Below are 26662 nucleotides of genomic sequence, written 5' to 3' on the forward strand. Positions count from 1 at the left end.
CCTTCCACCACCGGGCGAGCCGGCATCAAATACTGAACATCAAGGCCGTGAGGACGAAGTCCAACGCCAGCACGGCCAACGAGGCAATGACCACCGTGCGCGTGGTGGCACGGGAAACCCCCTCGGGCGTAGGGCGGGCCTCAAAACCCTGCAAAAGCGCAATGAACGTCACGGTGAAGCCAAACACCAGGCTTTTGAGCACGCCATTGCCCACGTCTTTCCACACATCCACCCCGCCCTGCATCTGGCTCCAGAAGGCGCCGGGGTCGATGCCGATCATCAGCACGCCCACCACCCAGCCGCCAATCACGCCCACGGCGCTGAACACGGCAGCCAGCAAGGGCATGGTGATGACACCGGCCCAAAACCGGGGGGCGAGGATGCGGCGCACCGGATCCACGGCCATCATTTCCATGGCGCTGAGCTGCTCACCCGCACGCATGAGGCCGATCTCGGCCGTCAGCGAAGTACCTGCACGCCCCGCGAACAACAAAGCCGTGACCACCGGGCCCAGCTCGCGCACCAGCGACAGCGCCACCAAAAGGCCCAGCGCTTCCGAAGATCCGTAGCGCTGCAGCGTGTAATACCCCTGCAGGCCCAGCACAAAACCGACAAAGAGCCCCGACACCGCAATGATGGCCAGGGAGTAGTTGCCCAGAAAGTGCACCTGATCGCGCACCAGCCCTGGCCGCGCAAACGCCGCGCCCACCAACTGCATCAGGCGAGCAAACAGCCGGGCGCCACGGCCAATGTCGGCCAGTTTCGACCGCACGGCAAAACCGAGGTTGGCGGGATGGAACCAGTTCATGGCCGTGCCCCTGCGGTAGGGCCAAAGTCCTGGGCGGCATCAGGCCCTGGGTAGTGGAAGGGCACGGGCCCCACCGGCAGCGCATTCACGAACTGGTGCACCAGCGGGTCGGTGCTGGCCATCACCTCCGCAGGGGTGCCCTGCGCCGCCACCACACCCGGCCCCAGAACGATGACGTGGTCCGCCAGATGGAAGGTCGCCGTGAGGTCGTGCGACACCAGCACGCTGGTCAGGCCCATGGCATCGTTGAGCTGGCGGATGAGCTGAGCCGTGGTGCCTAGCGAGATCGGGTCCAGGCCCGCAAAGGGCTCGTCGTACATGATGAGTTCGGGGTCGAGCGCAATGGCCCGGGCCAGGGCCACACGCCGGGCCATGCCGCCGGATATCTGGCTGGGCAGCAAATCCCGCGCCCCGCGCAAGCCCACGGCGTTCAGCTTCATCAGCACCACATCGCGGATCAGGGCTTCAGACAAGTCCGTGTGCTCGCGCAGCGGAAAGGCCACGTTCTCAAACACGCTCAGGTCGGTGAACAACGCTCCGAACTGGAACAGCATGCCCATGCGACGGCGCGCTGCGAACAGGCCAGCCGTATCAAGCTGGCCCACGTCCTGCCCATCAAAAAGAACCTGGCCGTTTTGTGCGCGTTGCTGCCCGCCAATCAACCGCAAGACCGTGGTTTTGCCCCCGCCCGAGGCGCCCATGAGCGCCGTGACCTTGCCGCGTGGCACTTGCAGCGACACGTCGCGCAGGATCACCCGCTCCCCATAGGAGAAGGTGACATTGCGCAAGTCAACGAGGGCGGAAGTGTCTGGCATTCAAAAGTGCAGGGACAAAGCAAACGAAAAGGAACGGGCAAACCCCGATTGTCGCGGCGCAGCATTCACCGCAGAAGGCGCTATGGTAATCCATGCATCTATACATACATTCACGTTTGTTTGTTTCTGAAACGTGAATGCTGTGTTCGCAATGTCGGAGGCTGCGCACTAGTGAGTAACAGCACTCCCATCCGGAGGGTCGGGGCAACCCACGCGCGTCACATCAGAGGCCTGCTACAGCATATGGTTCAAAAAAGCCCGGCTGCGCTCGTGGCCCGGGCTACCAAAAAACTCGGCAGCAGGCCGCGTTTCCAGCAGCTCGCCCTGGTCCATGAAGGCCACGGTGTGCGCCACCTCGCGCGCAAAGCCCATTTCGTGCGTCACCACCAGCATGGTCATGCGCTCCTGGGCCAGGGCGCGCATGGTGCGCAGCACCTCGCCCGTCAGTTCGGGGTCGAGCGCCGAGGTGGGCTCGTCGAACAGCATGATGTCGGGCTCCATGGCCAGTGCCCGGGCGATGGCCACACGCTGTTTTTGCCCACCCGACAGGCGCGCGGGGTAGTTGTCACGCTTGGCACGCAGGCCCACTTTGTCCAGCAGCGCTTCAGCGCGGGCGATGGCTTCGTCACGGGCCATGCCGCGCACCACCATGGGCGCTTCGATGAGGTTCTCCAGCACCGTGAGGTGAGGGAACAGGTTGAAGTGCTGGAACACCATACCGGTCTTGCGGCAGATGCGGCGCACTTCGGCCTCGCTGACATACGTGCAGTTGCCCGCGGCATCCGTCTGCGCCAGGGCCTCGCCTTCGATGGCGATGAAGCCGCGGTCGATGGTTTCCAGGTGGTTCAGGCAGCGCAGGAAGGTGCTCTTGCCCGAGCCCGAAGGCCCGATCAGCGCCACCACTTCGCCCTGCCCCACCGTGAGCGAGACATTGCGCAGCACGGGCACACGCCCAAAGGTTTTGTGGATGCCCCGCGCCTCGATCATGGGCTGGCTGGCGGCAGCGGCGCATGCGCGCTCATTCGTCGTGCTTGGCATAACGTTTCTCCAGACGCTGAAAGCCCCAGGTGAGCACCAGGGTCATCACAAGATAGAAAGCCGCCGCCACGATGAAGGGCGTGGTGGTGAAGTCACGCTGCACGATGCCGCGCGCTGCACGCAGCAAGTCGTTGAGGGCCAACACGTAGATGAGCGAGGTGTCTTTGACCAAGGTGATGGTCTCGTTGCTCATGGGCGGCAGGATGCGGCGCACCATTTGCGGCAACACGATGCGGCGCATGGTCTGGCCATAGCTCATGCCCAGCACCTTGGCGCCTTCGTATTGGCCCCGGTCAATGGACTGGATGCCCGCGCGGAAGATTTCAGCAAAGTACGCCGCGTAGTTCAGCGCGAAGGCGACCACGGCAGCAGGAAAATCTGGCAGCCGCACACCGATCACCGGCACGAATGGCAGCGCAAAGTAGATGAACAACATCTGCAGCATGAGCGGCGTGCCCCGCATGAGCCAGATGTAGCCATTGACGAAGGCCGACAAGGCCTTCCAGCGCGACACGCGCGCCAACGCCAACACCAGCCCCAGCGGCACCGCCAGCAGCAGGGTGATGACAAAAAGCTTCAGGGTGACGGTAGCGCCTTGCGCCAGCGGCCCCAGAAGTGAGAGAACGTAATCCATGCTGTCGCGACAGTTCCGTGTGTTTTTTGCTCTTGGCCGTTACCACTGGCGCGACCTAAGTCAGCGACCGCCGCGCAAGGGCCGCCCCGCCGCGCTGGCGGTGTCCCCCTTCCGCATCGCGTAGCGATGCCAGAGAAGGGGGAAGGCGCGCAGCGCCTCAGGGGGTTGTCCCTTATTTGATGATGTTCTTACCGAACCACTGTTCGGCAATCTTGGCAGCGGCGCCATCGGCCTTCATGTCGGCCAGAGCCTTGTCGAGCTTGCCCTGCAGCTCGGTGTCGTCCTTGCGCACGCCCACGCCGTAGTCTTCCGTGCCGAAGTGGGCTTCCAGAACCACGTAGTCCTGGGGCTTCTTGGCCACGTAGTAACGGCCCACCACTTCGTCCACCACCACGGCATCCAGGCGGCCGGTGGACAGGTCCATCAGCGCGGTCACGTTGTCGCCAAAGGTCTTGAAGTCCTTGAAGCTCTTGAAGACGGCGTCTTCCTTCTTCACGGCGTCCACGGCGCTGCTGCCTTCCTGGGCGCCCACGGTCTTGCCGGCCAAGTCGGCCTTGGTCTTGATGGCGGAGCTGGCTGCCACCACGATGATCTGGTGGTTTTCCATGTAAGGCGCAGTGAAGGCAATGTTCTGCTTGCGCTCTTCGGTGATGGTCAGGCCGTTCCACAGCGCGTCCACGCGCTTGCCCGACAGTTCGGCTTCCTTGGCGCTCCAGTCGATGGGCTTGAAGCTCACTTCCAGGCCCAGGCGCTTGGCGGCTTCCTTGGCCATGTCGATGTCAAAACCCACCAGCTCGTTCTTCTCGTCACGGAAACCCATGGGCGGGAAGTTGTCGTCCAGGCCCACAACGATCTTGGTCACCGCGGCTGGCGCGGGCGTGGCGGCTGCAGGCGCGGGGGTTTCGGTCTTGCTGCACCCAGCAAGCAAGGCGCCCAGCAAAACGAGGGCAGCGGCAGCGGTCTTCTTCATGGCAAATCGACTCTCAAAACACAAAAATAAAACACGGCACGCAATCGCGGCCGTGGCGCAGAACCCATGATTGTCCCTTAGAACCTGTTCTTATGACGTCCAGCCGGGCACCTGCACACCTGAGCGGCGCCCTAGCACTTCATGCCAAAACAGCCTCCAGCGCCCATTCAATAAGCGCAACCAGCTATCAAAACAGGAGCAATGAAAAAGCGCCCCGCAGGGCGCTTGGCACGGTGAGCGGCGCCGCAGCGCCTTCGCTCAGCGTGGCAGGTCGGAGTAACCCATCAGGAACTCGTCCACCGAGCGGGCAGCCTGGCGGCCTTCGCGAATGGCCCACACCACGAGCGACTGGCCGCGGCGGATGTCGCCCGCAGCGAACACCTTGGGCACGTTGGTGGCGTAGCCGCCGTCAAAGTCCGTCGTGGCGCGGGCATTGCCGCGAGCGTCCTTCTCCACGCCAAAGGCGTCGAGCACCGTCGCCACCGGGCTCACAAAGCCCATGGCCAGCAGCACCAGGTCGGCCTTGAAGACCTTTTCGGTGCCAGGCACTTCAACGAACTTGCCGTCCTTGAATTCGACCTGCACGGTCTTGAGGCCGGTGACCTTGCCCTTGTCGCCCATGAACTCCTTGGTGGAGATGGCAAATTCACGCTCGCAACCCTCTTCGTGGCTAGAAGAGGTGCGCAGCTTGTAGGGCCAGTAGGGCCAGACCAAAGGCTTGTTCTCCTGCTCGGGGGGCATGGGCATCAACTCGAACTGGGTCACGCTGGCCGCGCCATGGCGGTTGCTGGTGCCCACGCAGTCAGAGCCGGTGTCACCGCCGCCGATCACAACGACGTGCTTGCCATCGGCTCGCAGCTGGCCCTTGACCTTGTCGCCCGCGTTCACGCGGTTTTGCTGGGGCAGGAACTCCATCGCGAAGTGGATGCCATCGAGGTCGCGGCCGGGCACGGGCAGGTCGCGCGATTGCTCGGCGCCACCGGTCAGCAGCACGGCGTCAAACTCTTTTTGCAGCTCTTCTGGCGTGACGGTTTCCTTGGCCAGATTGGTGACCTTGGAGCCCTTGCCCAGCGGGTCCTTGGCGGCGCCCACCACCACACCGGTGCGGAAGACCACCCCCTCGGCCTTCATCTGCTCCACACGGCGGTCGATGTGCGACTTTTCCATCTTGAAGTCAGGAATGCCGTAGCGCAGCAGGCCGCCCACGCGGTCGTTCTTTTCAAACACCGTCACATCGTGGCCCGCGCGGGCCAGTTGCTGAGCCGCCGCCATGCCCGCAGGGCCTGCACCCACCACGGCCACCTTCTTGCCCGTCTTGTGCTTGGGCGGCCGCGGCTGCACCCAGCCTTCAGCCCAGGCGCGATCGATGATCGCGTGTTCGATGGACTTGATGCCCACCGCGTCGTCGTTCACGTTGAGCACGCATGCTGCCTCGCAGGGTGCAGGGCAGATGCGGCCGGTGAACTCGGGGAAGTTGTTGGTGCTGTGCAGCACCTCGATCGCGCTCTTCCAGTCGGCGTGATACACCAGATCGTTGAAGTCCGGAATGATGTTGTTGACCGGACAGCCGTTGCTGCAGAACGGCGTGCCGCAGTCCATGCAGCGCGCGGCTTGCACCTTGGCCTGGCTCTCATCGAGGCCAATGACGAATTCCTTGTAGTGCTTCAGGCGCTCGGGCACGGGCTTGTAGCCCTCTTCGATGCGCTCGTATTCCATGAAGCCAGTAGTTTTTCCCATGACGGAGTGTCCTTGTCTATGAATGTGGTGCGAAGGTCTGCGGGGTCACCTTATTTGGCGGGTACTGCTTCTTTTTTAGTAGCAGCTACCGCTGGTGTAGCGGACTCCTCCAGCACTTTCCGTTCATAAATCTCAGCCAGCGCGCGCTTGTACTCGGTGGGGAACACCTTGACGAATTTGGCGCGCGAAGCAGCCCAGTTGTCCAGCAACTCGCGGGCGCGCTTGCTGCCCGTCCAGCGGTTGTGGTCTTCCAGCAGCTTCTTGAGCTGGGCTTCATCGGTCTGGCCGTTGTGCCAGATCGAGCGGGGCACGGTGGCTTCTTGCTCAGCAGAGGGCAGGATGCGTTCCAGCGCGACCATCGACATGTTGCAGCGCGACTCGAACAAACCGTCTTCGTCGTACACATACGCCACGCCGCCGCTCATGCCCGCCGCAAAGTTGCGGCCCGTCTTGCCCAGCACCACCACGGTGCCGCCGGTCATGTATTCGCAACCGTGGTCGCCCGTGCCTTCGACCACCGCCGTGGCACCCGACAGACGCACGGCAAAACGCTCGCCCGCCACGCCGCTGAAGAACGCCTCACCCGTGGTGGCACCGTACATCACCGTGTTGCCCACGATGGTGTTGCGCACTGCGTCGCCACGGAAGTCGATGCTGGGGCGCACGATGACGCGGCCGCCCGACAGGCCCTTGCCTGTGTAGTCGTTGGCATCGCCAATCAAATACAGCGTGATGCCGCGTGTGAGGAATGCACCGAACGACTGGCCGCCCGTGCCTTCCAGCTGAATGCGGATGGTGTCGTCCGGCAGGCCTTCAGGGTGCACGCGGGTCACCGCGCCCGAGAGCATCGCGCCGACCGAGCGGTTCACGTTGCGCGCCACTTCGATGAACTGCACGCGCTCGCCCTTTTGAATGGCGGGCTGGCTGCGCTCGATGAGCTTGCGGTCCAGCGTGTGCTCGATGTTGTGGTCTTGCACGTCCACATGGAAGCGCGGCACATCGGCAGGCACGTTGGGCTGGGCGAACAGGCGGCTGAAGTCCAGGCCACGTGCCTTCCAGTGCTCGATACCGTTGCGCATGTCGAGCAGGTCGGTGCGACCGATCATGTCGTCGAACTTGCGGATGCCGAGCTGGGCCATGATCTGGCGCACTTCTTCAGCGATGAAGAAGAAGTAGTTCACCACGTGCTCAGGCTTGCCCGAGAACTTCTTGCGCAGCTCGGGGTCTTGCGTGGCCACGCCCACGGGGCAGGTGTTGAGGTGGCACTTGCGCATCATGATGCAGCCTTCCACCACCAGCGGAGCGGTGGCAAAGCCGAATTCATCCGCGCCCAGCAGCGCGCCGATGACGACGTCACGACCGGTCTTCATCTGGCCGTCGGCCTGCACGCGGATGCGGCCGCGCAGGCGGTTGAGCACCAGGGTCTGCTGGGTTTCGGCCAGGCCGATTTCCCAGGGCGAACCGGCATGCTTGATCGACGACCAGGGCGATGCGCCCGTGCCGCCGTCGTGACCGGCGATCACCACATGGTCGGCCTTGCACTTGGCCACGCCGGCTGCAATGGTGCCCACGCCCACTTCGGACACCAGCTTGACGCTGATGCCGGCGTGCGGTGCCACGTTCTTCAGGTCGTGGATCAGCTGGGCCAAATCTTCGATGGAATAGATGTCGTGGTGCGGCGGGGGCGAGATCAGGCCCACACCGGGCACGCTGTGGCGCAGCTTGCCGATGTAGGTCGAGACCTTGCCGCCGGGCAGCTGACCGCCTTCACCGGGCTTGGCGCCCTGGGCCATCTTGATCTGGATCTGGTCGGCTGACGAGAGGTATTCCGCCGTCACACCAAAGCGGCCCGACGCCACCTGCTTGATGCGGCTGCGCAGCGAATCGCCGTCCAGCAACGGCAGATCGACTTCCACGTTCTCGGCGCCAATCACGCTCTTGAGCGTGTCGCCCTTCTTGATTGGAATGCCCTTGAGCTCGTTTCGATAGCGGCGCTCGTCCTCACCGCCCTCACCCGTGTTGCTCTTGCCGCCGATGCGGTTCATGGCCACGGCCAGAGTGGCGTGGGCTTCGGTCGAGATCGAACCCAGCGACATGGCACCAGTGGCAAAGCGCTTGACGATTTCCTTGGCAGGCTCGACTTCATCAATCGAGATGGCCTTGGACGGATCGATCTTGAACTCGAACAGGCCGCGCAGCGTCATGTGGCGCTTGCTCTGGTCGTTGATGATCTGGGCGTATTCCTTGTACGTGTTCCAGTTGTTGGCACGCGTGCTGTGCTGCAACTTGGCAATCGCGTCCGGCGTCCACATGTGGTCTTCGCCACGGGCGCGCCAGGCGTATTCACCACCCGCGTCCAGCATGGTTTCGAGCACAGGGTCGTCACCAAACGCGGCCTTGTGCATGCGAATGGCTTCTTCGGCGATTTCGAACACGCCAATGCCTTCCACGCGGCTGGCGGTGCCGGTGAAGTACTTGCTGACGGTTTCCGTGTTCAGACCGATGGCCTCGAACAACTGCGCCCCGCAGTAGCTCATGTACGTGCTCACGCCCATCTTGGACATGATCTTGGACAGACCCTTGCCGATGGCCTTGACGTAGTTGTAGATGGCCTTGTCGGCAGACAGGTCGCCGCCCAGGTCCTTGTGCATGTCGGCCAGGGTTTCCATGGCCAGGTAGGGGTGCACGGCCTCGGCGCCGTAGCCTGCCAGCACGGCGAAGTGGTGCACTTCGCGGGCCGTACCGGTCTCAACCACCAGACCGGCAGTGGTGCGCAGGCCTGCAACCACCAGGTGCTGGTGGATGGCCGACAACGCCAGCAGCGCGGGGATGGCCACCTGCGTGGCGCTCACGGCGCGGTCGCTGATGATGAGGATGTTGGCACCGCCCTTGATGGCGTCCACAGCCTGCGCGCACAGCGAGGCCAGCTTGGCTTCCACGCCTTCACGGCCCCAGCTCAGGGGGTAGGTGATGTCGATGGTCACGCTCTTGAACTTGCCGTTGGTGTGGCGTTCAATGTCGCGCAGCTTGGCCATGTCGGCGAAGTTCAGCACAGGCTGGCTGACTTCGAGGCGCATGGGCGGGTTGACCTGGTTGATGTCCAGCAGGTTGGGCTTGGGGCCGATGAAGCTGTTGAGCGACATCACGATCGCTTCGCGGATCGGGTCGATCGGCGGGTTGGTCACCTGCGCAAACAGCTGCTTGAAGTAGTTGTACAGCGGCTTGTTCTTGCCCGAGAGTACGGCCAGCGGGCTGTCGTTGCCCATGGAGCCAATGCCTTCTTCGCCATTTTTGGCCATGGGGGCCATCAGGAACTTGATGTCTTCCTGCGTGTAGCCAAAGGCTTGCTGGCGGTCCAGCAGGGGCAGGTCAGCAGTTTGTGGGGCCACAGCATCAGCACCGGTTTCAATGCTGTCGAGCTTGATGCGCAGGTTCTCGATCCACTGCTTGTAGGGCTTGGTGTTGACGATGTTAGCCTTGAGCTCATCGTCATCGATCATGCGGCCTTGTTCCAGGTCGATCAGGAACATCTTGCCAGGCTGCAGGCGCCACTTGCGCACGATCTTGTTCTCGGGGATGGGCAACACGCCAGACTCCGAGCCCATGATGACCAGATCGTCGTCGGTGATGCAATAGCGCGAGGGGCGCAGGCCGTTGCGGTCCAGCGTGGCGCCGATCTGGCGACCATCGGTGAACACGATGGAGGCAGGGCCGTCCCAAGGCTCGAGCATGGCGGCGTGGTATTCATAGAAGGCGCGACGGCGCTCATCCATGGTGGTGTGCTGCTCCCAGGGCTCGGGGATCATCATCATCACGGCCTGGCTAATGGGGTAGCCCGCCATCGTCAGCAATTCCAGGCAGTTGTCGAACGTGGCGGTGTCGGACTGGTCGGCAAAGCTGATGGGGTAGAGCTTTTGCAGGTCGGCCGCCAGCACGGGCGAGGCCATCACGCCTTCGCGGGCCTTCATCCAGTTGTAGTTGCCCTTGACGGTGTTGATTTCACCGTTGTGCGCCACATAGCGGTAGGGGTGGGCCAATGGCCACTCTGGGAAGGTGTTGGTGGAAAAGCGTTGGTGCACCAGGCCGATGGCCGAAACGCAGCGCTCATCCTGCAGGTCAAGGTAGTACTTGCCCACCTGGTCGGCCAGCAGCAGGCCCTTGTAGACCACGGTGCGGCTGGACATGGACGGAACGTAGTATTCCTTGCTGTGCTTGAGCTTGAGCGCCTGGATGTTGGCGCTGGCCGTCTTGCGGATCACGTACAGCTTGCGCTCCAGCGCGTCCTGCACGATCACGTCGTTGCCACGGCCGATGAAGACCTGGCGCAGGATGGGCTCCTTCTTGCGCACGGTGGGGGACATGGGCATGTCCACATTCACCGGTACATCGCGCCAGCCCAGCAGCACCTGGCCTTCGGCCTTGATGGCGCGCTCCATCTCCTGCTCGCAAGCCAGGCGGGAAGCATGCTCTTTGGGCAGGAAGATCATGCCCACACCGTACTCGCCCGCCGCAGGCAAGGTCACGCCTTGCTTGGCCATTTCTTCGCGGTACAGAGCGTCCGGAATCTGGATCAGGATGCCCGCGCCATCGCCCATCAGCGGGTCGGCACCCACGGCGCCACGGTGGTCAATGTTCTCCAGGATCTTCAGCGCTTGCGTCACGATGTCGTGGCGCTTCACACCCTTGATGTGGGCCACAAAGCCGAGCCCGCAGGCGTCGTGTTCGTTACCCGATGAATACAAACCGTGTTGTTGCAGATGCTGAATCTCGGCGGCCGTGGTCATGGCGCACTCCTCATATTTTTCGCAGGGATGCCGAGATTAGTGCAATGCAACATGAGTTGCAAGAAATTTAATTAGGGTCAGATACTAATTAATAAATCACCAGATTGGTGCTTACATTTATTGGGGACATATTAAATACGCACCAAAAAAAGGCATGCATAGAAAGCCTTCAGTTTTCGACGGGAGTCTTGCGTGGCCTGCCAGGCTTGGACTTGATGATGCGCCGAGGGGTTTGTTGCTGCAAGCCCTGCACAAACTCCGGACTGCCGAGTGCCCAGCCGCTCAGCGCAGCATCCGCCAGCAAGCGCTCCACTTGCTGTGATTGACCCTCTTGGAGCATGGAGGCATAGGCTGCCTCGCGGGCAAACGGGGTGTTGCCCAAAGCCCAGTAGGCTGCGTGCGGGCTCAACATGCGGTCATGCCGCAAGCCCAGCCAATGGGCAGCGCTGGACCACGGGTAATCTGCCGCTTGGGCCACCATGCCCGAACGCACGGGGTTCGAGTCAATGAAAGCCATGCAGGGCAACAAGTACGTCTGCGCTTCCAGCACGGTGGCACGGTAGCGCCCTTCCCACAGCGTGCCGGTGCGTTGATGCCGCTTGTTGAAATATTGGGCGTAGGCCCTGCCGACCGACTGCATCATCTTGGGCAAGCCCTCTTCCGAAGCAGGCGTCACCAAAAGATGAAAATGGTTGGGCATGGCCACGTAGGCATGCACCTGCACCTGGTTTTTGACGGAATGCTCTGCCAGCAGCGCCAAAAACTTTTCAAAGTCTTCAGCATCCGTGAAGACAACCTGGCGGTTGTTTCCACGCTGAATGACGTGGTGGGGATACTGGGGCAGCGTCAGTCGAGGGAGTCGGGCCATGGAGCGGGCAGTGAGGGCAAGAAGAAACAAAGCCCAATACTAACCCGTCCCCATTTTATTGCTCAGGCTGCGCTGCTCCCAGGCCGAACCGCGGGCCCATGGATTGCTCCAGACCGAACTCGCGCAGCAGCGCCACCAAGCGCTCTGCCGCACTGCGCTTTTTCTGACCGGTGTACCGCGCAATGATCAGCTCGTTCTTCATGCTGTGCTCCCACCCCACCAGCTCGGTCACCGTGACTTGGTAACCCTGCGCCTCCAGATAGAGGCAGCGCAACACGTTGGTCACCTGGCTGCCCAACTCCCGGGTGTGCAGTGGGTGGCGCCACAACTCGGCCAGCGGTGTGCGCCCCAGCTGCAAAGCTTTGTCACGCCGCAAGCAGGCCGCCATTTCAGCCTGGCAGCAAGGCACCAGCACCATGGCCCTGGCCTGCTTCTGAAGGCCGAAGGCAATGGCGTCATCGGTCGCGGTATCGCAGGCATGCAAGGCAGTGACCACATCAATCTGGGCGGGCAACTCGGCCGCATCCATCGACTCGGCCACCGATAGATTGAGAAATGACATGCGGCCAAAACCCAGGCGCTCCGTCAATAACCGTGATCGCTCGACCAGTTCGGCGCGCGTTTCAATGCCATAGATATGCCCACGACCCAGCGCCTTGAAGTACAGGTCGTACAGAATGAACCCCAGGTAAGACTTGCCCGCTCCATGGTCCGCCAGCGTAGGGCTGCGCCCCTCCGCCGAGAAGTCTTGCAGCAAAGGCTCAATGAAATTGAACAGGTGGTACACCTGCTTGAGCTTGCGGCGAGAGTCCTGGTTCAGCTTTCCTTCTCTGGTCAGGATGTGCAGTTCCTGCAGCAGCTCAATGGATTGGCCAGGACGCAGTTCCTGCATCACCGCAGCATCAGCGCCGCGCTCCTTCGCCGTCACATGAGCGGTCGGCTTTCCCGTTTTCATCCCCTGACGGTAGGCTTGGCGTGGAGCATTCATGCGTTATCCCCCTGATCGTTCACTGAAGGCTGCGCATGCATAGGGCACCTGGGCCCCACATCCAGGTCCGCCCACCCCTGCGGCCCCAGACCTTCCAGCACTTCAATGTTTCTCTCAAAAATGGCATCAGCCTCGGGAAAAACGGCCACAGCGCGGTCGATGCTTTCTTCACGCAACAAATGCAAGGTGGGATACGGCGTGCGGTTGGTGCAATTGGAAACGTCGTCTGCCTGCGTGCCAGCAAACTGGAACTGGGGGTGAAAGAAAGCCACCTGCAAGATGCCGTCAAGCTCCAGTTCTTCAATCAAATCATCGGCCAACGCGGTGAAGTCATTGAAATCCAGGAAGTCTTGCATGCACGCAGGCGCGATCAGCAACGTCGTATCGCGCTCTTCAGCAGAGATCGCGTTCAGCGCCAAGAGCTCGCGTCGCAAATCGCCCAGCAACGCCTGCGACCCTGCCGCCGGGCTGACCACGTAATGAACCTGCCTTTTGACGTGCACGCCTTTGGCAAACGGGCATAGATTCAGGCCGATGACCGCGCGCTCCAGCCATCGCACGGTGTCTTGCAGCACCACGTCTTCACGGATGCCGTCGGGCATAGGGCTGGTTTCGGTCAAAGAGGAATGTGGGGAAGATGGCATCAGGCACGCAGGGTGAGGGTCGCGACACGCGAAGGCGCAAATTGTAGGCGCCGGGCCGCCTTGGCCGCTCGGCCACGCTCCATCAAGCCATCAAGCGCTCACCCGACAGACGCTCGTGTTCGCGAATGGCAAACCTGTCTGTCATTCCGGCGATGAAGTCAGCCACAGTCACGGCGCGCACCGCGTCGTCGCCCTGTTGCGCCTTCGATGCGAAGGCTGGCTTCATCTCAGCCGGGCTGTGCACGTAAATGGCAAACAAATCTCGCACAATCCGCTTTGCATTTCCAGTCATCTCCATCACCTGGGGGTGACGGTACAGGGAGCGAAACAAAAACCGCTTGAGCTCTAGAGACTGCTCACGCATCAACGGACTGAAACGCACCAGAACCGGCAATGCACGCACCGACTCCACGTCGGTCGGCCGGTATTCATTGATCGCCGCACGCGTCGCGTCCATCACGTCGTAAACCTGCGCGCTGAGCATTCGACGGATGGATTCATGCAAACAGCGGCGCTGCATGCCTTGGCCCAGCAACTGCGGATGTTCTGTGGTCGCTTCGTCACGAAAGCGCGCAAACAGCGGCACATCGTCCAGCTGATCCAACGTCAACAGCCCAGAGCGCACACCATCGTCAATATCGTGCGCGTTGTAGGCAATTTCGTCAGCCAAGTTGCACAGCTGGGCCTCTAGGCTCGGTTGCTGCTTGTGCAAAAACCGCCATCCCACGCCATTCGGCTCTTGAGCTTCTAGGCGCTGCGCATTCTGCAAAGAGCAATGCTTGAGGATGCCCTCCCGGGTTTCAAACGTGAGATTGAGGCCATCGTAGGCGGGGTATCTCTCTTCCAGGCTATCGACCACCCGCAAACTCTGCAGGTTGTGCTCAAACCCACCAAAAGGCTTCATGCATTCGTTGAGCGCATCCTGCCCCGCATGGCCAAACGGGGTATGCCCCAAATCATGCGCCAGCGAAATCGCCTCCACCAAATCCTCATTGATCTGAAGCGCCCGGGCAATGGAACGCCCCAGCTGGGCAACCTCCAGGGAATGCGTCAACCGCGTACGAAAAAGGTCACCTTCATGGTTCAGGAACACCTGCGTCTTGTAGACAAGGCGCCGGAACGCGGTGGAGTGAACGATGCGATCGCGATCCCTCTGGTAGTCCGTGCGGGTCGGAGCAGCCACCTCAGGGTGCAGGCGACCTTTGCTGTTGGCAGGATGACACGCAAACGGGGCAAGATTCATGGCTTCGCATTAAACCGACTTCTAGCGCTCATCAGATAAGCGCCAGAAGCTATCAAATTAATAGCAATCAGGCGCAACAGGCATCAATCACTTCACGCACCAGCGCATCGGGCGCGGCACGCACGCAGGCCCGGCCCGGCCCGTCAATCAGCACAAAACGGATTTCGCCCGCCTCCGCCTTCTTGTCCACGCGCATCAGTTCCAGATAGCGACCAGCATTGTCGGCAGCATCCAGCACCGCGCCACGCAGGGGCAGTCCGGCACGCTGCACCAGCACCTTCAAGCGCGCCACAAACGCATCATCTACCAAGCCCAGCCGGTGCGACAGCTCGGCCGCCATCACCATGCCTGCACCCACACCCTCACCATGTAGCCAGGCGCCATAACCCATGCCGGCCTCTATGGCGTGGCCAAAGGTGTGACCAAAATTCAAAATGGCGCGAAGTCCGGCCTCGCGCTCGTCCTGCCCCACCACCCAGGCCTTGATCTCGCAGCTGCGCCGCACCGCATGCGCCAGCGCCGTGCGGTCGCGCGCCAAAAGCGAATCCATGTGCTCTTCCAGCCAGCCCATGAAGTCCATGTCGGCAATCGGTCCGTATTTGATGATCTCCGCAAGGCCGGCGCTGAGCTCGCGCACCGGCAGGGTATCGAGCGTGGCCAGGTCGCACACCACCAGCTGCGGCTGGTAGAACGCACCAATCATGTTCTTGCCCAGCGGATGGTTGATAGCGGTTTTGCCACCCACCGACGAATCCACCTGCGCCAGCAGCGTAGTGGGCACCTGCACAAACGGCACACCTCGCATGTAGCTGGCAGCAGCAAAGCCCGTCATGTCGCCCACCACACCGCCCCCTAGCGCAAACAGCACGGTCTTGCGGTCGCAGCCGTGCTGCAGCAGGGCATCGAAAATCAGGTTCAGGGTTGGCCAGTTTTTGTGTTCTTCGCCGTCTGGAAGGACAACCAGATGCACCTGTGCGTACTTGGGCGCCAGGGCCGTGCGCAAGGCATCGGCATACAGCGGCGCCACCGTGGTGTTGGTGACGATGAGGGCAGCGGCCGCCTTGGGCAGCGCTGCGTAGGTGGCGGGCGTGGCCAGCAGGCCGGCGCCAATGGCGATGGGGTAGCTGCGCTCGGCCAAGTTGATGATTACGTTTTGCGCATCAAGCCCCGACACAGAGTCGACATGCCGCATGCCGGAAAGTGGAGTGATATGCATCGTTGAAATAAATACAAAGTTTAGGCTAGCAACGAACTGCCTCACCACAAAAAAAACCGCCGGCATAAAGCCGACGGTCCATTGATCAGAACTGCGTCACCGCTAGCCCTGCAAAGCGAGCGAGGCGTTACTGGACGACAACTGTACCCCGTGTAACCAAACCAGCAGGCGATGTGGTGGTAACGTTTACAAAGCTCCCTGCAACACACCCAACCAACGGGATATTAAATTGCGACGGCGCCAGCGTATTAGCGATTTTGGCGCTAAAGGCTTTATCGGCACCGCATTTTCCGGGTGTGGTTGCTCCGTTAGGAGAGGTTGATTCTGCAGTTCCAGCGTCAACAGCAACATCCGTACCCGTAGGCATGCTGTTGCCGTTTCTGTCTGCGATTATCAGGTTCAGCATTGTTGCAGACGCAGTTCCCACAATGGTAGAACTGCCAGTTGCGAAAACGATAGTTGCTTGTTTGCGAACGTCAGCCGCACCCCAGACGCCATCACCGACACAGCCTGAACCGGCCACGCAAGCGGCGGCAGATACGCGTGGAACCTGGAACTCACCTGTGTCGTAAACACCATTGGTGCCGGTCACCGCAGTGCCATTGTCATCACGGAATGCACGACCCAAGTCAGTAAAGCTGTCGCCCGCGTCGTAGATGTTGTTGCCATTCACATCCACAAAATCTTCTTCGCCCTCGACATAAGCCAGCACCGAAACCAGGCCGTTTGCAGTACGTGTGCCTTGGCTGCGAATTTTGACCGTACAAGAAGACGTAGGAATTGCAGGAGACGAAGCAGTTGCAGGTGTTACTGGGGGAACGAAACACACAGCAGGCAGTATCACACCTGATTCAGTCACAAAGTTCACTTGGGTGCCCGGCGGTACAGGATTGCCTTGACGGTCTGCCATTGACAGCGTCACGGTCGCCTCTGTTCCGTCTGTGTTCGCGCCTTCAATGCTCAGCTTATCAAATGCCAAGCTGAGCGAGCGCTGCACTGCCCGGCCAGACGCCACGGTGAGCAAGTTGGAATTGGAGAACACGTTGGTTGGCGCATCGTTGGCATCGAGCAAAGTGGCGCGCACATTCAACGATGTGGGCACAGTGCCGGAATAGACCGCAGCTGAAACGAGACCCTGGCTGTCAGTCGTCAGATCCACAGAACTGATGTTATCTACCTTGTCGAGGCTCACCCCTGTAGAACTGTTGCTGAGCGAAAGGCGCAGCTTCTTGTTTTGCAATGGATTTCCACTCGAATCGACCGCCTTGAACACCACTTGGGCTTGCGTGGTGCCGACCGATTCACGCAAATAGATCAATTGGGGAGATGCGCTGACAAACTGCACATTAGTCGCCACGGACGGCGCCACGGGAACAATGCCAGTCAGAGAGTTTGCGCCAACCGCCGTTGCGCTGATAGTGACGTTGGTGCCCGCGCAATTGGGCAGAGTAGCCGTGTAAGTTGTGCTGGCTGTTCCGGTGCCATCGGTGTTGACGACAGCAGGGCTGACTACACCGCAACTGGCGTTGAAGGTCACCTGAACCGGCACATCCGAAGCCAACGTGCCGTTGACGTTGACCTTTACCGAAATAGGCCGATTACCAAAGGCCGCCAAACTCCCCGTGCCGAGATTGAGTCCAGTCAGCGCAATATTGGCATTACCAACCTGGTAGTCGAGTACAGACTTCACCACCGTGGTCTCAACAAAGCCACTGGCCGTCGTTCCAGCGAGTGTGGAAGAACCGTCAAGGGTACCGGCGCCATTTGCATTCAGAGCTGCGCGAATCACCTTGATGGAAGCTACGCCCTGCGAGTCCGTGAGTTGGGATGAGCCTTCAGGAAAGGACACTCGCGCTGGGTCACCACTGATGTCAATGCGTTTGTTGGGTACCGGGGTTCCATCAATGAACTTGAGCGAAGCACGCACCGTCGTGAAACCAGTTGTCCCAATTGATGTTGTAGGCTGATTAGAAGCGTCACGAAGTTCCATACGGAGGACCGGCGGGTCCGCACGAACATTCAGAAACTCTGAACTCGAAAAGCCGTATTGCACAACGTTTGCACTGCAAGACGGATTACATACCGTTCCTTCGAACTTTGCATAGACAGGTACAGAACCATACCGATCTAGTGCGGAGCGCGAAATTTTTACGGTTGCTTTTCCATCCTTGTCTGTCGTAGCTGTCACTCCACTGGGATAAACCACCAAGTCGTTCAAAATGCTGTTGTAAACGGTAACAATCTGTCCTGCCACCGGCTTGCCAGCCTTGGTCTTAAGAGTTGACTCCAGAACACTGCCGCCGCCTGCCGCAATCGACTCAGCACTGGTGTCATTAGGATTTTTTAGAACCACAGTGAGAATGGTGTCTTGAGAAGTGGTGGCACCGGTGCCACTTCCGCCAGAACCTGTCGTTCCAGCATCTCCCCCACCCCCTCCACAAGCCACCAATACGGCCACCAATGGCACAGTCAATATTCTGAAAAGTTTTCGCATTTTTTTCCAATCATGAATTTATTTATCGCACTGGACCACGGTCAGTAATGACCTTCGGCGTAATAAAAACCAACATTTCACGTTTCGAAGACTCTTTTGTCCGGCTCTTGAACAAATTGCCCACCACCGGCACATCCCCCAAAACAGGAATTTTATTTTCCTGATTTGACTCTTCCATCTCAAAAATACCACCAATAACAACCGTGCCACCATTTTCAATCAAAACCTGAGTTTTAATATGTTTTGTATCAATCGCAACACCTTGGGTTGTCGTTTCACCTCGGCTGTCCTTGTTCACATCCAAGTCTAAGATAATATTACCTTCTGGCGTTATCTGAGGTGTAACTTCGAGCTTCAAAACAGCTTTCTTGAAAGCAATAGTAGTAGCTCCGTTAGGTGCGGTAACCGAATAGGGATACTCAGTCCCCTGCTCGATCAGAGCTTTTGTCTGATCCGCAGTGATCAATCTTGGGCTAGAAACAATTTTACCTTGCCCTTCCGCCTCCATGGCAGAGAGCTCAAGTGTCAAAAATCTGTTAGCTGCCGAATTAAAAATGGAAAGAGCAAAAGATCCAAAATTTTCGACTCCGGACAAAGATGCTGGTAAATTAACGAACGTACCCGAAGTATCGAATGTAGACCCATAGCCAGTGGAAGTTGTAGCATTTTGGTAGCTGGTGCCAAATGCTATGCGATTGTTACCACCAATACCGTACCCCCCATCTCCCCCTCGCTGAGCGCGAAGGTCTCCACCTCCAAGCTTCACACCGAGAGAGCGACCAAATGTGTCACGCGCCTCAACAATACGAGCCTCAATCACAACTTGTCGTACGGCGACATCCAAGGTATTCAAAAGCTGGCGAACCTCTTCCAGCTTTGCCGGCGTATCCGTGACAAAAATTTGGTTAGTTCGGGGTTCAGAAATCGCACTCCCTCTCTCAGAAAGAAACCTGTTTGAACTACTACCAGCAGTGGAGCCGCTAGAAGTGGTGAGTTGATTAACCATATCCGCGGCTTTAGCATAATTCAACTGAAATGCCTGAGTCCGCAAAGGCTCCAATCTCTGAATTGCTTGAGCAGCCTGATAATCCTTCTTCGTACGATCATCTATCTCGTCTTTAGGAGCGATCCACAGCACGCTGCCAGTTTTTCGCATCCCGAGACCCTTGGCATCCATGATGATTTGCAAAGCCTGGTCCCACGGAACGTCCTTTAAACGCAGGGTAAGTGCCCCAGTTACCGTGTCTGACGTGACAATATTGAAATTGGTAAAGTCTGCAATAACTTGCAAAAGTGAGCGAACTTCAATATTCTGGAAATTCAAAGACAATTTCTCTCCGCTATAGCTTGGGCCAGAAGTCAGCTTTGAAAGATCGATTTTTTTCTGACGAACCTCAATAACAAACTGATTATCGCTTTGGTAAGCACTATGCTCCCACTCACCGACTGGCTCAACCAACATCCGAACTTTATCGCCCTGCTGAGTAGTGGTCACCGTTTGAATGGGGGTACCAAAGTCACCCACATCTAACCGGCGACGCAAGCCCTCAGGCAAGCTAGACCGAAGAAACTCAACCGCCAGTCCTTTACCCTGCTGCTGAAGATCAACACCTATCTGATTGTTAGGCAGCTCCACGATCACTCGTCCAGAGCCATCAGCGCCACGACGAAAATCAATATCTTTGATTGCAAGAGTATTGTTGTTATAGCTATCCGAAAACTTTACAGGGGTCTGCACCTGATTCGGAGACGAAGAACTCACCGCATCTAACATGATCAGCAACGAGTTGCCCTGCAACTCTGCCTTGTACGATGTGGGCTGTTTAAGGTTCAGAACGATTCGTGATCGCCCACCTGCCTCCACCACGTTTGCAGACCTAAGATTGCCTTGATTAATTTCCACCACGCTCCGCCCGGAGCCGTTCGTGGCTCCAGGGAAATCCAACGCAATGCGAGCAGGGGACTGGGTAGAGAAGCCGGTTGGCAAGGCAGACAAAGGCTCGGCGAGTTCTACACGGAGCACCTCTGCCCCCCCCTGAACGGAGCCAGTCACTGATCGTATAGCCTGATCTGCAATTGCAAAGAACGGAACGGCGACAGCGCAGAAGGCCAAAGTCCCTCGTTGGATATTCTTGATGAATAAATTATTTTTCAGGATCATTTTTTTGCACCCTCTTGCAAATCGAGTGAAGTCATTTTCTCGGTCCAATCCCCAGTGGAGTCCTGGACAATTTCCCTCAACTGAATTGCAGATTCAGTTATTTTCACTACACGACCGTAATTCTGCCCAAGATAATCACCGACTTGAACTTGGTATAGAAGATTATCAACCTTTAACAAAGCAGTCGGCTTGCCAGCTTTGGTGAGACTTCCCACCATTGCCATGGTATCCAATGGATACGCCTCCAAAGGCTGCTTCCGCCTGATTTGCTCCGGCGCTATGAGCGAAGCATTCGCACCTGTTTGGGAAGAGTCCCGTTTCAACGCCTGAACCAATTTCAAACTGTTAAACGGATCCACTTCAGACGCCACAACGTAGGCCTGAGGTTCGAACTTTTTCGGCTCCGATATAGGAGTCACACGAGGTTTAGTTTGCGCCCTCTCATTTGCCATCCACTGCTGCAAATCATCTTCACTAGAGGAAACACATGCAGAAAGCATCCCTGCAATCAGAGGTATAAGTACTAATTTAGGCGCAATCACTTGGAAGCTCCCGGTTTAGTGGAACCAGCTTTTCGTTGAGCCTGAATTTCTTCCCCATCTAAGTACCTAAAAGTTCGAGCCGTCCCCTCCAAAACTAGCACATTGGTGTCTTTCGGATTTCCAGAAATCGATAGATCATTCAGAGTGACAATGCGAGAAAGATGTGCCACATCAGCAGCAAAAGAGCCAATGTCGTGATACTTGCCAGTTACTTTTAACGCAATAGGCAATTCTGCGTAATAGTCTCTAACCACTAACTGCCCAGGCCTGAAAAGCTCAAACTGCAAACTGCGCCCAAGACCTGCTTGATTGATATCAGAGAGCAAAGCAGCCATTTCCGCCTTGCTGGGCAATTGTTTCTCTAACTGAAGAACATACTGCTGCACCTGCTCACGCTGCTTTTTCAAAGCATCCAAGCTCACAGCTTTTAAGAGTTTTTTCTGATAATCGGCACGAAGTGATACCTCTGTGCTTCGCTCAGTCTCCAGCTCTGCCACATAATCTTGCAAGACCACAAACCACAGAACCACTGCCACGATCATGGAGGTAGCAACATACAACAAAACGCGCGGCAAAACAGGCCAAAGCGACGGATCTTTTGCATCCAACCCACCAAATTGACGCTGCAGATATATCTGCAGATCCTCTAGGTTAAGTCGCGAAGATGATTTCTTATTGGTCATGGTTGCTTTTCCCCTGACACACCAGTTTTTGTGGATGAAGCACCGGAAGCTTTTGCAACTTCACTAGGACGCATCAGGATGAATTGCATCTTAAAGCTAGCCACACGGCGCTGATCTTTAGGGCCCACAGAAACATTCGCTGCAGTAATCTCAAGCAACTCCGGTTTAGAAATCCATGGCGTGTTGTTCGAAAGGTTTCTTAGAAGCTCAGAAACTCTCTCATTCGACTGCGCCACCCCCTGCATCATGACGGTGTTGTTGCTTTGCTTAAAATTAGATACATACACCCCATCAGGCAGCTGACGCACCAGTTCATTCAGCAAATGAACTGGCATATTTCTATCTGCCTGAAGATTTTCGACAGCTTTTTGCCGAGAAATAAGCGCTGATATTTCCTCCTCGATCGTGCCTATTTCCTTTATCTGCCCCTCCAAAACGGCAATTTCCCGGCTCAAAAATTGGTTTCTCCCCTGCTGATCCGCTATCAACATTTGCAGCCACCAGTAAATCACACCCGCGATGATTAGCCCCACCAAAAAAGAGGCAAACAAAGATGCCTGGAATGCTTCCCGGCGGCGCTTTCTGGCAACCTCTCGGTGAGGAAGTAAATTAATCAAAATCACCGCAAAAACCTCCGCATAGCCAGTCCACACGATGTCAGATAAGAGGGCGCCTCACGCACCATCTTCTTCAATCGCACCCCGCTTCCAATCTCCATACCATCAAAAGGATTGAGTGAGCTGCATGGAAAACCAGATTGCTGAGTCACAGCCTCAGTCAATCCCGGCAAAGGGGCAGAGCCTCCGGCCAGCATGATGTGATCCACACGGTTGTGCGGGGTACTGGTGAAAAAGAACTGAAGAGCTCTTACGATCTCTTGAGCCATACTATCGACGAAGGGGCGCAGAACCGCCGACTGGTAGTCCTCCGGCAGATCACCGTTTCGCTTCTTGGTCTCAGCCTCCTCCACGGAGAATCCATATTGGCGGACGATGAGTTGTGTAAGCTGGGCACCACCGAATGCCTGATCTCGGTCGTACAGCACCTCGTCGTTCAAAATCACCTGCATGCTCGTGGTCAAAGCACCCACCTCGAAGAGGGCCACCATGGCATTTGAGCCTTTCCCCGGCAAGGCTTCTATCAGCCGCCCGGCAGCCAAGCGGGATGCATTGGACTCGATGTCAACAACGATAGGCTTGAGGCCTGCCGCCTCCGCCAAGCCCTGTCGATCTTGGACTTTCTCCCGCCGCGAGGCAGCAATAAGCACATCAATGTCACCAGGGGAGTTTTTGCTAGGGCCAATAACGCAAAAATCTAAACTCACCTCATCCAGCGAGAACGGAATGTACTGATTTGCCTCAGACTCCACCTGAACCTCAAGCTCCTGCTCAGTCATCCCCCCGGGCAAAGTTATGCGCTTGGTGATCACGGCTGATGAAGGGAGAGCGAGCGCTACGTTCTTTGTGCGAGTACCACTTTTCTTGACAACGCGGCGCACTGCTTCAGCAACCTCGTCGAATTTTTCGATGTTGCCATCCGTTATCCAGCCACGCTCCAAGGGCTCGATAGCGCAACGTTCAAGAACCAGGCCTCCCGCCTTGTCCTTTCCCAACTCGACCAGCTTGACACTAGACGAACTGATGTCGATACCCAGCAGAGGTGCAGCCTGACGACTGAACAAAGATCCCATTGAGATCAAGATTGGCCCCCTGTAATTTGTATAAATAACGCAACAAAACTTAACACTTCACTTGAATGCTATCAGTAAGATAGTTCTCCGGCAAAGAATTTTGCCTGCTTACGAGCCATCGAACATTGCCAAAACAAGACGGTTTTTTGCGTCTCCTGTGAGTTACATAGCCACTCTGCCGTTTTCAACGGCATTGAGCCCCCATTACTTCAACTCGGCGTAATTTTTGCCAGCATTTTTATAATGCTCTGAACAGTTTTGAGCAGCGATATGCCTTCCCGCCCCTCCGATCAAGCCCCACATGCCACCCCGAAGTCCAGCGCCAGCCGCAAATGGACAAGCACTCTTCTAAAAATTTTGGCCTGGGGCTTAGGCCTAGCGGCCGCATCGGCGGTCGGTTTAGCGCTGACTGTGTTGATCGCGCTCGCGGTCGCTTACCCCAATCTTCCAGACGTATCGGACTTGGCGGACTACCGCCCCAAGCTGCCACTGCGCGTCTTCTCTTCTGAGGGAGCTTTGCTCGGCGAGTTTGGAGAAGAGAGGCGAAATTTGACTCCGATCCAAGACATCCCGCAGGTGATGAAGGATGCTGTTTTGGCGATCGAAGACACCCGCTTCTTTCAACATGGCGGCGTGGACTACAAAGGGATTGTGCGTGCGGGGCTGGCAAACGTTGGCAGGGTTAAAAGCCAAGGCGCTTCTACGATTACCATGCAAGTTGCCAGAAATGTTTACCTCTCCTCAGAAAAAACATTTACCCGCAAAATTTACGAAATATTACTCACATTCAAGCTTGAGCACTTGCTCACGAAAGATCAGATTCTTGAAATATATATGAATCAGATTTTTCTTGGTAACCGTGCATATGGTTTCGCAGCAGCATCTGAAGCATATTTTGGCAAACCTCTCCAATCTATCTCCATCGCCGAGGCGGCTATGCTGGCAGGCCTTCCCAAGGCCCCATCAGCTTACAACCCCATCAACAATCCTAAGCGTGCCCGGTCGCGTCAGTTGTACATCATTGAACGCATGGAGGAGAACGGCTTCATCACAGAACAGGAAGCCATTGAAGCGAAAAAGGAAGAACTGAAAATCCGGTCAGGGTTGAGCAATACGCGAGTGCACGCGGAGTACGTGGCAGAGATGGCCCGGCAACTTATCTTTGCTCAGTATGGCAACGAAGCCTACACACGCGGTCTTAACGTGTACACCACGCTCAACGCTGGGGACCAAGAAGCCGCCTATACCGCTCTGCGGCGTGGGATCATGGATTACGAGCGTCGGCAACATTACAGGGGGCCGGAGAAATTCGTAGCACTCCCATCAGGAGAGGGGCCAGAAGTAGAAGATGCGATTGACGAAGCTCTGGCCAGCCACCCCGATAACGGCGATGTGCTTGCTGCTGTGGTGCTTGAAGCCACGGCAAAAAAAGTTGTGGTCGCACGTGCCAACGGGGATGTCATTGAAGTCACGGGCGATGGACTGAAGCCGGTGCAGTCTGGCTTGAGCGACAAAGCAGCCCCCAATATCAAAATCCGCCGAGGTGCTGTCATACGAATCTCCAAAGGAGCAAAGAACTGGGAGATTACACAGCTGCCAGAAGTCGAGGGGGCGTTTGTCGCTTTGGACCCTCGTTCAGGAGCCATCAAAGCTCTAGTGGGTGGGTTCGACTTCGATAAAAACAAGTTCAATCACGCAGCTCAAGCCTGGAGACAGCCAGGGTCCAGTTTCAAGCCCTTCATCTACTCGGCAGCCTTGGAGAAAGGCTTTACTCCTGCCACGGTGATCAACGATGCCCCGCTGTTTTTTGATGCCGGCACGACAGGAGGCCAACCCTGGGAGCCAAAAAACTACGATGGCAAATATGACGGGCCAATGACCATGCGGACGGGCTTGGCCAAATCTAAAAATATGATTTCCATCCGGATTCTTCAGTCAGTGGGTCCGAAAACGGCCCAGGAATGGGTATCACGTTTTGGATTTGATGCCGAGAAGCACCCAGCCTATCTGACCATGGCACTGGGCGCAGGTTCGGTCACGCCTATGCAGATGGCTGCGGCTTATTCGGTATTTGCTAACGGCGGCTATCGCGTGCACCCATGGCTGATCACTAAAGTCACAGATCACAAAGGCCGAGTTATCTCGGAAACCACACCTCCGACACTCGACGAGACGAATCGGGCTATTGATGCACGAAATGCATTTGTGATGAACAGCCTGCTGCAAGAGGTGACCCGCTCTGGAACTGCCGCTAGAGCACAAGCAACGCTCAAACGCACGGATTTGGCGGGCAAAACAGGCACTACGAATGACTCTGTGGACGCTTGGTTCGCGGGGTACCAACCCACTGTGGCGGCGGTCACCTGGATCGGATACGACACACCGCGAAATCTGGGCAGTCGCGAAACTGGAGGGGGGCTGAGCTTACCCGTGTGGATCAGTTTCATGGACAGAGCACTCAAAGGCGTGCCAATCACGGAACCTAAGGTGCCTGCGGGCGTGGTGAACGTTGGGGGTGATTGGTTCTATGAAGAATATGCACGCAGCGGCGTACCTAGCCTGGGCTTGGAAGACAAAGGATCTTCCACGACACCTCTTGCAGCGCCGCCACAGCAGCCGGCGGCAGAAGAGCGTAACCGTATTTTGGATCTTTTCAAAAACTAGGTCGGGGTATCAGCGCGCAGCCCAGTTCAATTGACATTCGCTGGAGCACGACATGGATTGGGGCAACCCTGCCCTGTCGTCTCATCCCGCGAATGTCAAAGGGATCCCGGCCTGAAGTGAGGCAGCTCGACTCAAGCAAGCGAAAAATTCACCCTCGCCTTTGGTGTCTTGCCAAGAAGACCCGTCATATCGATAGTGGTATCCGCCCGATCTAGCAGCCATCCAGATCTCGTGAAGAGGTTTTTGCAGATTGATCACGATTTGGGTTCGGTTGGGAAACGTCAAAGTGATCATTCCTCCGGACCGCTGGTTATCAATATCGGCATCAGAGGCCTCATTGATGTCATCGCAGCTACGCTCTACCGCAAGCAGGAGCTTCTCCGCAAGATCCATGAATTCAAGATCAGTCATTACAATTTGCATATGTTGAAAGCAGCCCAAATTCTAGTGAGTGCGCTTGTCCTTGCTGGCAGTGCGGCAGCCTTGGTCGGATGCGGGCAGCGCGGGCCCCTTTATTTACCGAGTTCTCCTGAGGCTCAAAAGCGAGCAACGTTGCCCGAGACACTGAACCCCGCCTCATCCGAACCAAGAGAAAAAACAAAGTAACGACATCGTGCGCACTAGGGTCGTACAGCCTCTCCTGAGGTGGAGAGTCGACGAAACTGTTGACGTTGTGCACCCCT

At 57.6% G+C, this 26662-nt stretch carries 21 protein-coding genes; 2 read left to right on the plus strand and 19 right to left on the minus strand.

Features of this window, described 5'->3' with window-relative positions; genetic code table 11:
* Positions 1 to 25: 25 nt before the first annotated feature.
* From mlaE to BDD18_RS05805, 18 genes are all read right to left on the minus strand, one after another.
* The gene (gene mlaE, locus BDD18_RS05720; protein ID WP_044397034.1) at positions 26 to 808 is read right to left on the minus strand and encodes a lipid asymmetry maintenance ABC transporter permease subunit MlaE; all 783 of its coding nucleotides are present in this window, start codon (positions 806 to 808) and stop codon (positions 26 to 28) included.
* Entirely contained in the window at positions 805 to 1623 is an 819-nt protein-coding gene (locus BDD18_RS05725; protein WP_066783692.1) for an ABC transporter ATP-binding protein, read from the minus strand. Before BDD18_RS05725 ends, mlaE begins: the two co-directional genes overlap by 4 nt.
* 234 nt (positions 1624 to 1857) lie before the next feature.
* Positions 1858 to 2661 (minus strand): amino acid ABC transporter ATP-binding protein, encoded by an 804-nt coding sequence (locus BDD18_RS05730; protein ID WP_142081859.1) that lies wholly within the window; start codon positions 2659 to 2661, stop codon positions 1858 to 1860.
* A complete protein-coding gene (locus BDD18_RS05735) occupies positions 2642 to 3295 on the minus strand; it encodes an amino acid ABC transporter permease (RefSeq protein WP_044397031.1) in 654 nt (217 codons plus the stop codon). The genes BDD18_RS05730 and BDD18_RS05735 overlap by 20 nt, the downstream gene beginning before the upstream one ends.
* A gap of 172 nt (positions 3296 to 3467) precedes the next feature.
* The gene (locus tag BDD18_RS05740) at positions 3468 to 4265 is read right to left on the minus strand and encodes an amino acid ABC transporter substrate-binding protein (protein WP_066783704.1); all 798 of its coding nucleotides are present in this window, start codon (positions 4263 to 4265) and stop codon (positions 3468 to 3470) included.
* A gap of 258 nt (positions 4266 to 4523) precedes the next feature.
* Positions 4524 to 6002: a glutamate synthase subunit beta gene (locus BDD18_RS05745; protein ID WP_066698362.1), complete on the minus strand. Its 1479-nt coding sequence runs from the start codon at positions 6000 to 6002 to the stop codon at positions 4524 to 4526.
* A gap of 50 nt (positions 6003 to 6052) precedes the next feature.
* The gene (locus tag BDD18_RS05750) at positions 6053 to 10786 is read right to left on the minus strand and encodes a glutamate synthase-related protein (protein ID WP_142081860.1); all 4734 of its coding nucleotides are present in this window, start codon (positions 10784 to 10786) and stop codon (positions 6053 to 6055) included.
* Positions 10787 to 10955: 169 nt separating this feature from the next.
* Positions 10956 to 11654, minus strand: coding sequence for a transposase (locus BDD18_RS05755; RefSeq protein WP_142081861.1), 699 nt, complete (start codon positions 11652 to 11654; stop codon positions 10956 to 10958).
* Between the two features lie 55 nt (positions 11655 to 11709).
* Positions 11710 to 12609: a class I SAM-dependent methyltransferase gene (locus BDD18_RS05760; protein WP_420837309.1), complete on the minus strand. Its 900-nt coding sequence runs from the start codon at positions 12607 to 12609 to the stop codon at positions 11710 to 11712.
* A gap of 29 nt (positions 12610 to 12638) precedes the next feature.
* Positions 12639 to 13244 carry a DUF1415 domain-containing protein gene (locus BDD18_RS05765; RefSeq protein WP_244939034.1) on the minus strand — a complete coding sequence of 202 codons (606 nt, stop codon included), beginning with the start codon at positions 13242 to 13244 and terminating at the stop codon, positions 12639 to 12641.
* 124 nt (positions 13245 to 13368) lie between these two features.
* On the minus strand, positions 13369 to 14529 hold the full coding sequence (locus BDD18_RS05770; RefSeq protein WP_142081865.1) for a deoxyguanosinetriphosphate triphosphohydrolase: 1161 nt from the start codon (positions 14527 to 14529) through the stop codon (positions 13369 to 13371).
* A gap of 67 nt (positions 14530 to 14596) precedes the next feature.
* A complete protein-coding gene (gene aroB / locus BDD18_RS05775) occupies positions 14597 to 15721 on the minus strand; it encodes a 3-dehydroquinate synthase (protein ID WP_142082534.1) in 1125 nt (374 codons plus the stop codon).
* Positions 15722 to 15872: 151 nt separating this feature from the next.
* Complete coding sequence (locus tag BDD18_RS05780) at positions 15873 to 18239, minus strand: hypothetical protein (RefSeq protein WP_142081867.1); 2367 nt, start codon at positions 18237 to 18239, stop codon at positions 15873 to 15875.
* A 22-nt stretch (positions 18240 to 18261) separates the two neighbouring features.
* On the minus strand, positions 18262 to 20400 hold the full coding sequence (locus tag BDD18_RS05785) for a type IV pilus secretin PilQ (protein ID WP_142081869.1): 2139 nt from the start codon (positions 20398 to 20400) through the stop codon (positions 18262 to 18264).
* Positions 20397 to 20900 carry a pilus assembly protein PilP gene (locus BDD18_RS05790; RefSeq protein ID WP_066698421.1) on the minus strand — a complete coding sequence of 168 codons (504 nt, stop codon included), beginning with the start codon at positions 20898 to 20900 and terminating at the stop codon, positions 20397 to 20399. Before BDD18_RS05790 ends, BDD18_RS05785 begins: the two co-directional genes overlap by 4 nt.
* A 38-nt stretch (positions 20901 to 20938) precedes the next feature.
* Complete coding sequence (locus BDD18_RS05795; RefSeq protein WP_066698424.1) at positions 20939 to 21625, minus strand: type IV pilus inner membrane component PilO; 687 nt, start codon at positions 21623 to 21625, stop codon at positions 20939 to 20941.
* A complete protein-coding gene (locus BDD18_RS05800; RefSeq protein WP_142082536.1) occupies positions 21622 to 22248 on the minus strand; it encodes a PilN domain-containing protein in 627 nt (208 codons plus the stop codon). Before BDD18_RS05800 ends, BDD18_RS05795 begins: the two co-directional genes overlap by 4 nt.
* A complete protein-coding gene (locus BDD18_RS05805; RefSeq protein ID WP_044397018.1) occupies positions 22245 to 23324 on the minus strand; it encodes a pilus assembly protein PilM in 1080 nt (359 codons plus the stop codon). The genes BDD18_RS05800 and BDD18_RS05805 overlap by 4 nt, the downstream gene beginning before the upstream one ends.
* Positions 23325 to 23585: 261 nt before the next feature.
* Between BDD18_RS05805 and BDD18_RS05810 the strand changes: the two genes are divergently transcribed.
* A complete protein-coding gene (locus tag BDD18_RS05810; protein WP_142081870.1) occupies positions 23586 to 25979 on the plus strand; it encodes a penicillin-binding protein 1A in 2394 nt (797 codons plus the stop codon).
* Between the two features lie 81 nt (positions 25980 to 26060).
* On the opposite strand, the gene cyaY is transcribed toward BDD18_RS05810, so the two are convergent.
* Positions 26061 to 26390 (minus strand): iron donor protein CyaY, encoded by a 330-nt coding sequence (gene cyaY, locus BDD18_RS05815; RefSeq protein WP_044397066.1) that lies wholly within the window; start codon positions 26388 to 26390, stop codon positions 26061 to 26063.
* Positions 26391 to 26402: 12 nt separating this feature from the next.
* Here cyaY and lptM point away from each other — a divergent pair, with 12 nt between their 5' ends.
* Positions 26403 to 26585, plus strand: a complete 183-nt coding sequence (gene lptM, locus BDD18_RS05820; protein WP_082758858.1) for an LPS translocon maturation chaperone LptM — start codon at positions 26403 to 26405, stop codon at positions 26583 to 26585.
* The last annotated feature ends 77 nt before the right edge of the window (positions 26586 to 26662 follow it).

This window comes from Acidovorax temperans (assembly GCF_006716905.1).
Taxonomy (GTDB): domain Bacteria; phylum Pseudomonadota; class Gammaproteobacteria; order Burkholderiales; family Burkholderiaceae_C; genus Acidovorax; species Acidovorax temperans.

What these genes read in the sequence shown, in the direction of transcription:
- cyaY (WP_044397066.1), bottom strand. Translation starts at nt 26,390, where the DNA reads ATGACTGATCTTGAATTCATGGATCTTGCGGAGAAGCTCCTGCTTGCG.
- BDD18_RS05740 (WP_066783704.1), bottom strand. Translation starts at nt 4,265, where the DNA reads ATGAAGAAGACCGCTGCCGCTGCCCTCGTTTTGCTGGGCGCCTTGCTT.
- BDD18_RS05785 (WP_142081869.1), bottom strand. Translation starts at nt 20,400, where the DNA reads ATGATCCTGAAAAATAATTTATTCATCAAGAATATCCAACGAGGGACT.
- BDD18_RS05730 (WP_142081859.1), bottom strand. Translation starts at nt 2,661, where the DNA reads ATGCCAAGCACGACGAATGAGCGCGCATGCGCCGCTGCCGCCAGCCAG.
- lptM (WP_082758858.1), top strand. Translation starts at nt 26,403, where the DNA reads ATGTTGAAAGCAGCCCAAATTCTAGTGAGTGCGCTTGTCCTTGCTGGC.
- BDD18_RS05725 (WP_066783692.1), bottom strand. Translation starts at nt 1,623, where the DNA reads ATGCCAGACACTTCCGCCCTCGTTGACTTGCGCAATGTCACCTTCTCC.
- BDD18_RS05735 (WP_044397031.1), bottom strand. Translation starts at nt 3,295, where the DNA reads ATGGATTACGTTCTCTCACTTCTGGGGCCGCTGGCGCAAGGCGCTACC.
- BDD18_RS05790 (WP_066698421.1), bottom strand. Translation starts at nt 20,900, where the DNA reads ATGCTTTCTGCATGTGTTTCCTCTAGTGAAGATGATTTGCAGCAGTGG.
- aroB (WP_142082534.1), bottom strand. Translation starts at nt 15,721, where the DNA reads ATGCGGCATGTCGACTCTGTGTCGGGGCTTGATGCGCAAAACGTAATC.
- BDD18_RS05765 (WP_244939034.1), bottom strand. Translation starts at nt 13,244, where the DNA reads ATGCCCGACGGCATCCGTGAAGACGTGGTGCTGCAAGACACCGTGCGA.
- BDD18_RS05755 (WP_142081861.1), bottom strand. Translation starts at nt 11,654, where the DNA reads ATGGCCCGACTCCCTCGACTGACGCTGCCCCAGTATCCCCACCACGTC.
- mlaE (WP_044397034.1), bottom strand. Translation starts at nt 808, where the DNA reads ATGAACTGGTTCCATCCCGCCAACCTCGGTTTTGCCGTGCGGTCGAAA.
- BDD18_RS05795 (WP_066698424.1), bottom strand. Translation starts at nt 21,625, where the DNA reads ATGACCAATAAGAAATCATCTTCGCGACTTAACCTAGAGGATCTGCAG.
- BDD18_RS05745 (WP_066698362.1), bottom strand. Translation starts at nt 6,002, where the DNA reads ATGGGAAAAACTACTGGCTTCATGGAATACGAGCGCATCGAAGAGGGC.
- BDD18_RS05750 (WP_142081860.1), bottom strand. Translation starts at nt 10,786, where the DNA reads ATGACCACGGCCGCCGAGATTCAGCATCTGCAACAACACGGTTTGTAT.
- BDD18_RS05780 (WP_142081867.1), bottom strand. Translation starts at nt 18,239, where the DNA reads ATGCGAAAACTTTTCAGAATATTGACTGTGCCATTGGTGGCCGTATTG.
- BDD18_RS05770 (WP_142081865.1), bottom strand. Translation starts at nt 14,529, where the DNA reads ATGAATCTTGCCCCGTTTGCGTGTCATCCTGCCAACAGCAAAGGTCGC.
- BDD18_RS05760 (WP_420837309.1), bottom strand. Translation starts at nt 12,609, where the DNA reads ATGAAAACGGGAAAGCCGACCGCTCATGTGACGGCGAAGGAGCGCGGC.
- BDD18_RS05810 (WP_142081870.1), top strand. Translation starts at nt 23,586, where the DNA reads ATGCCTTCCCGCCCCTCCGATCAAGCCCCACATGCCACCCCGAAGTCC.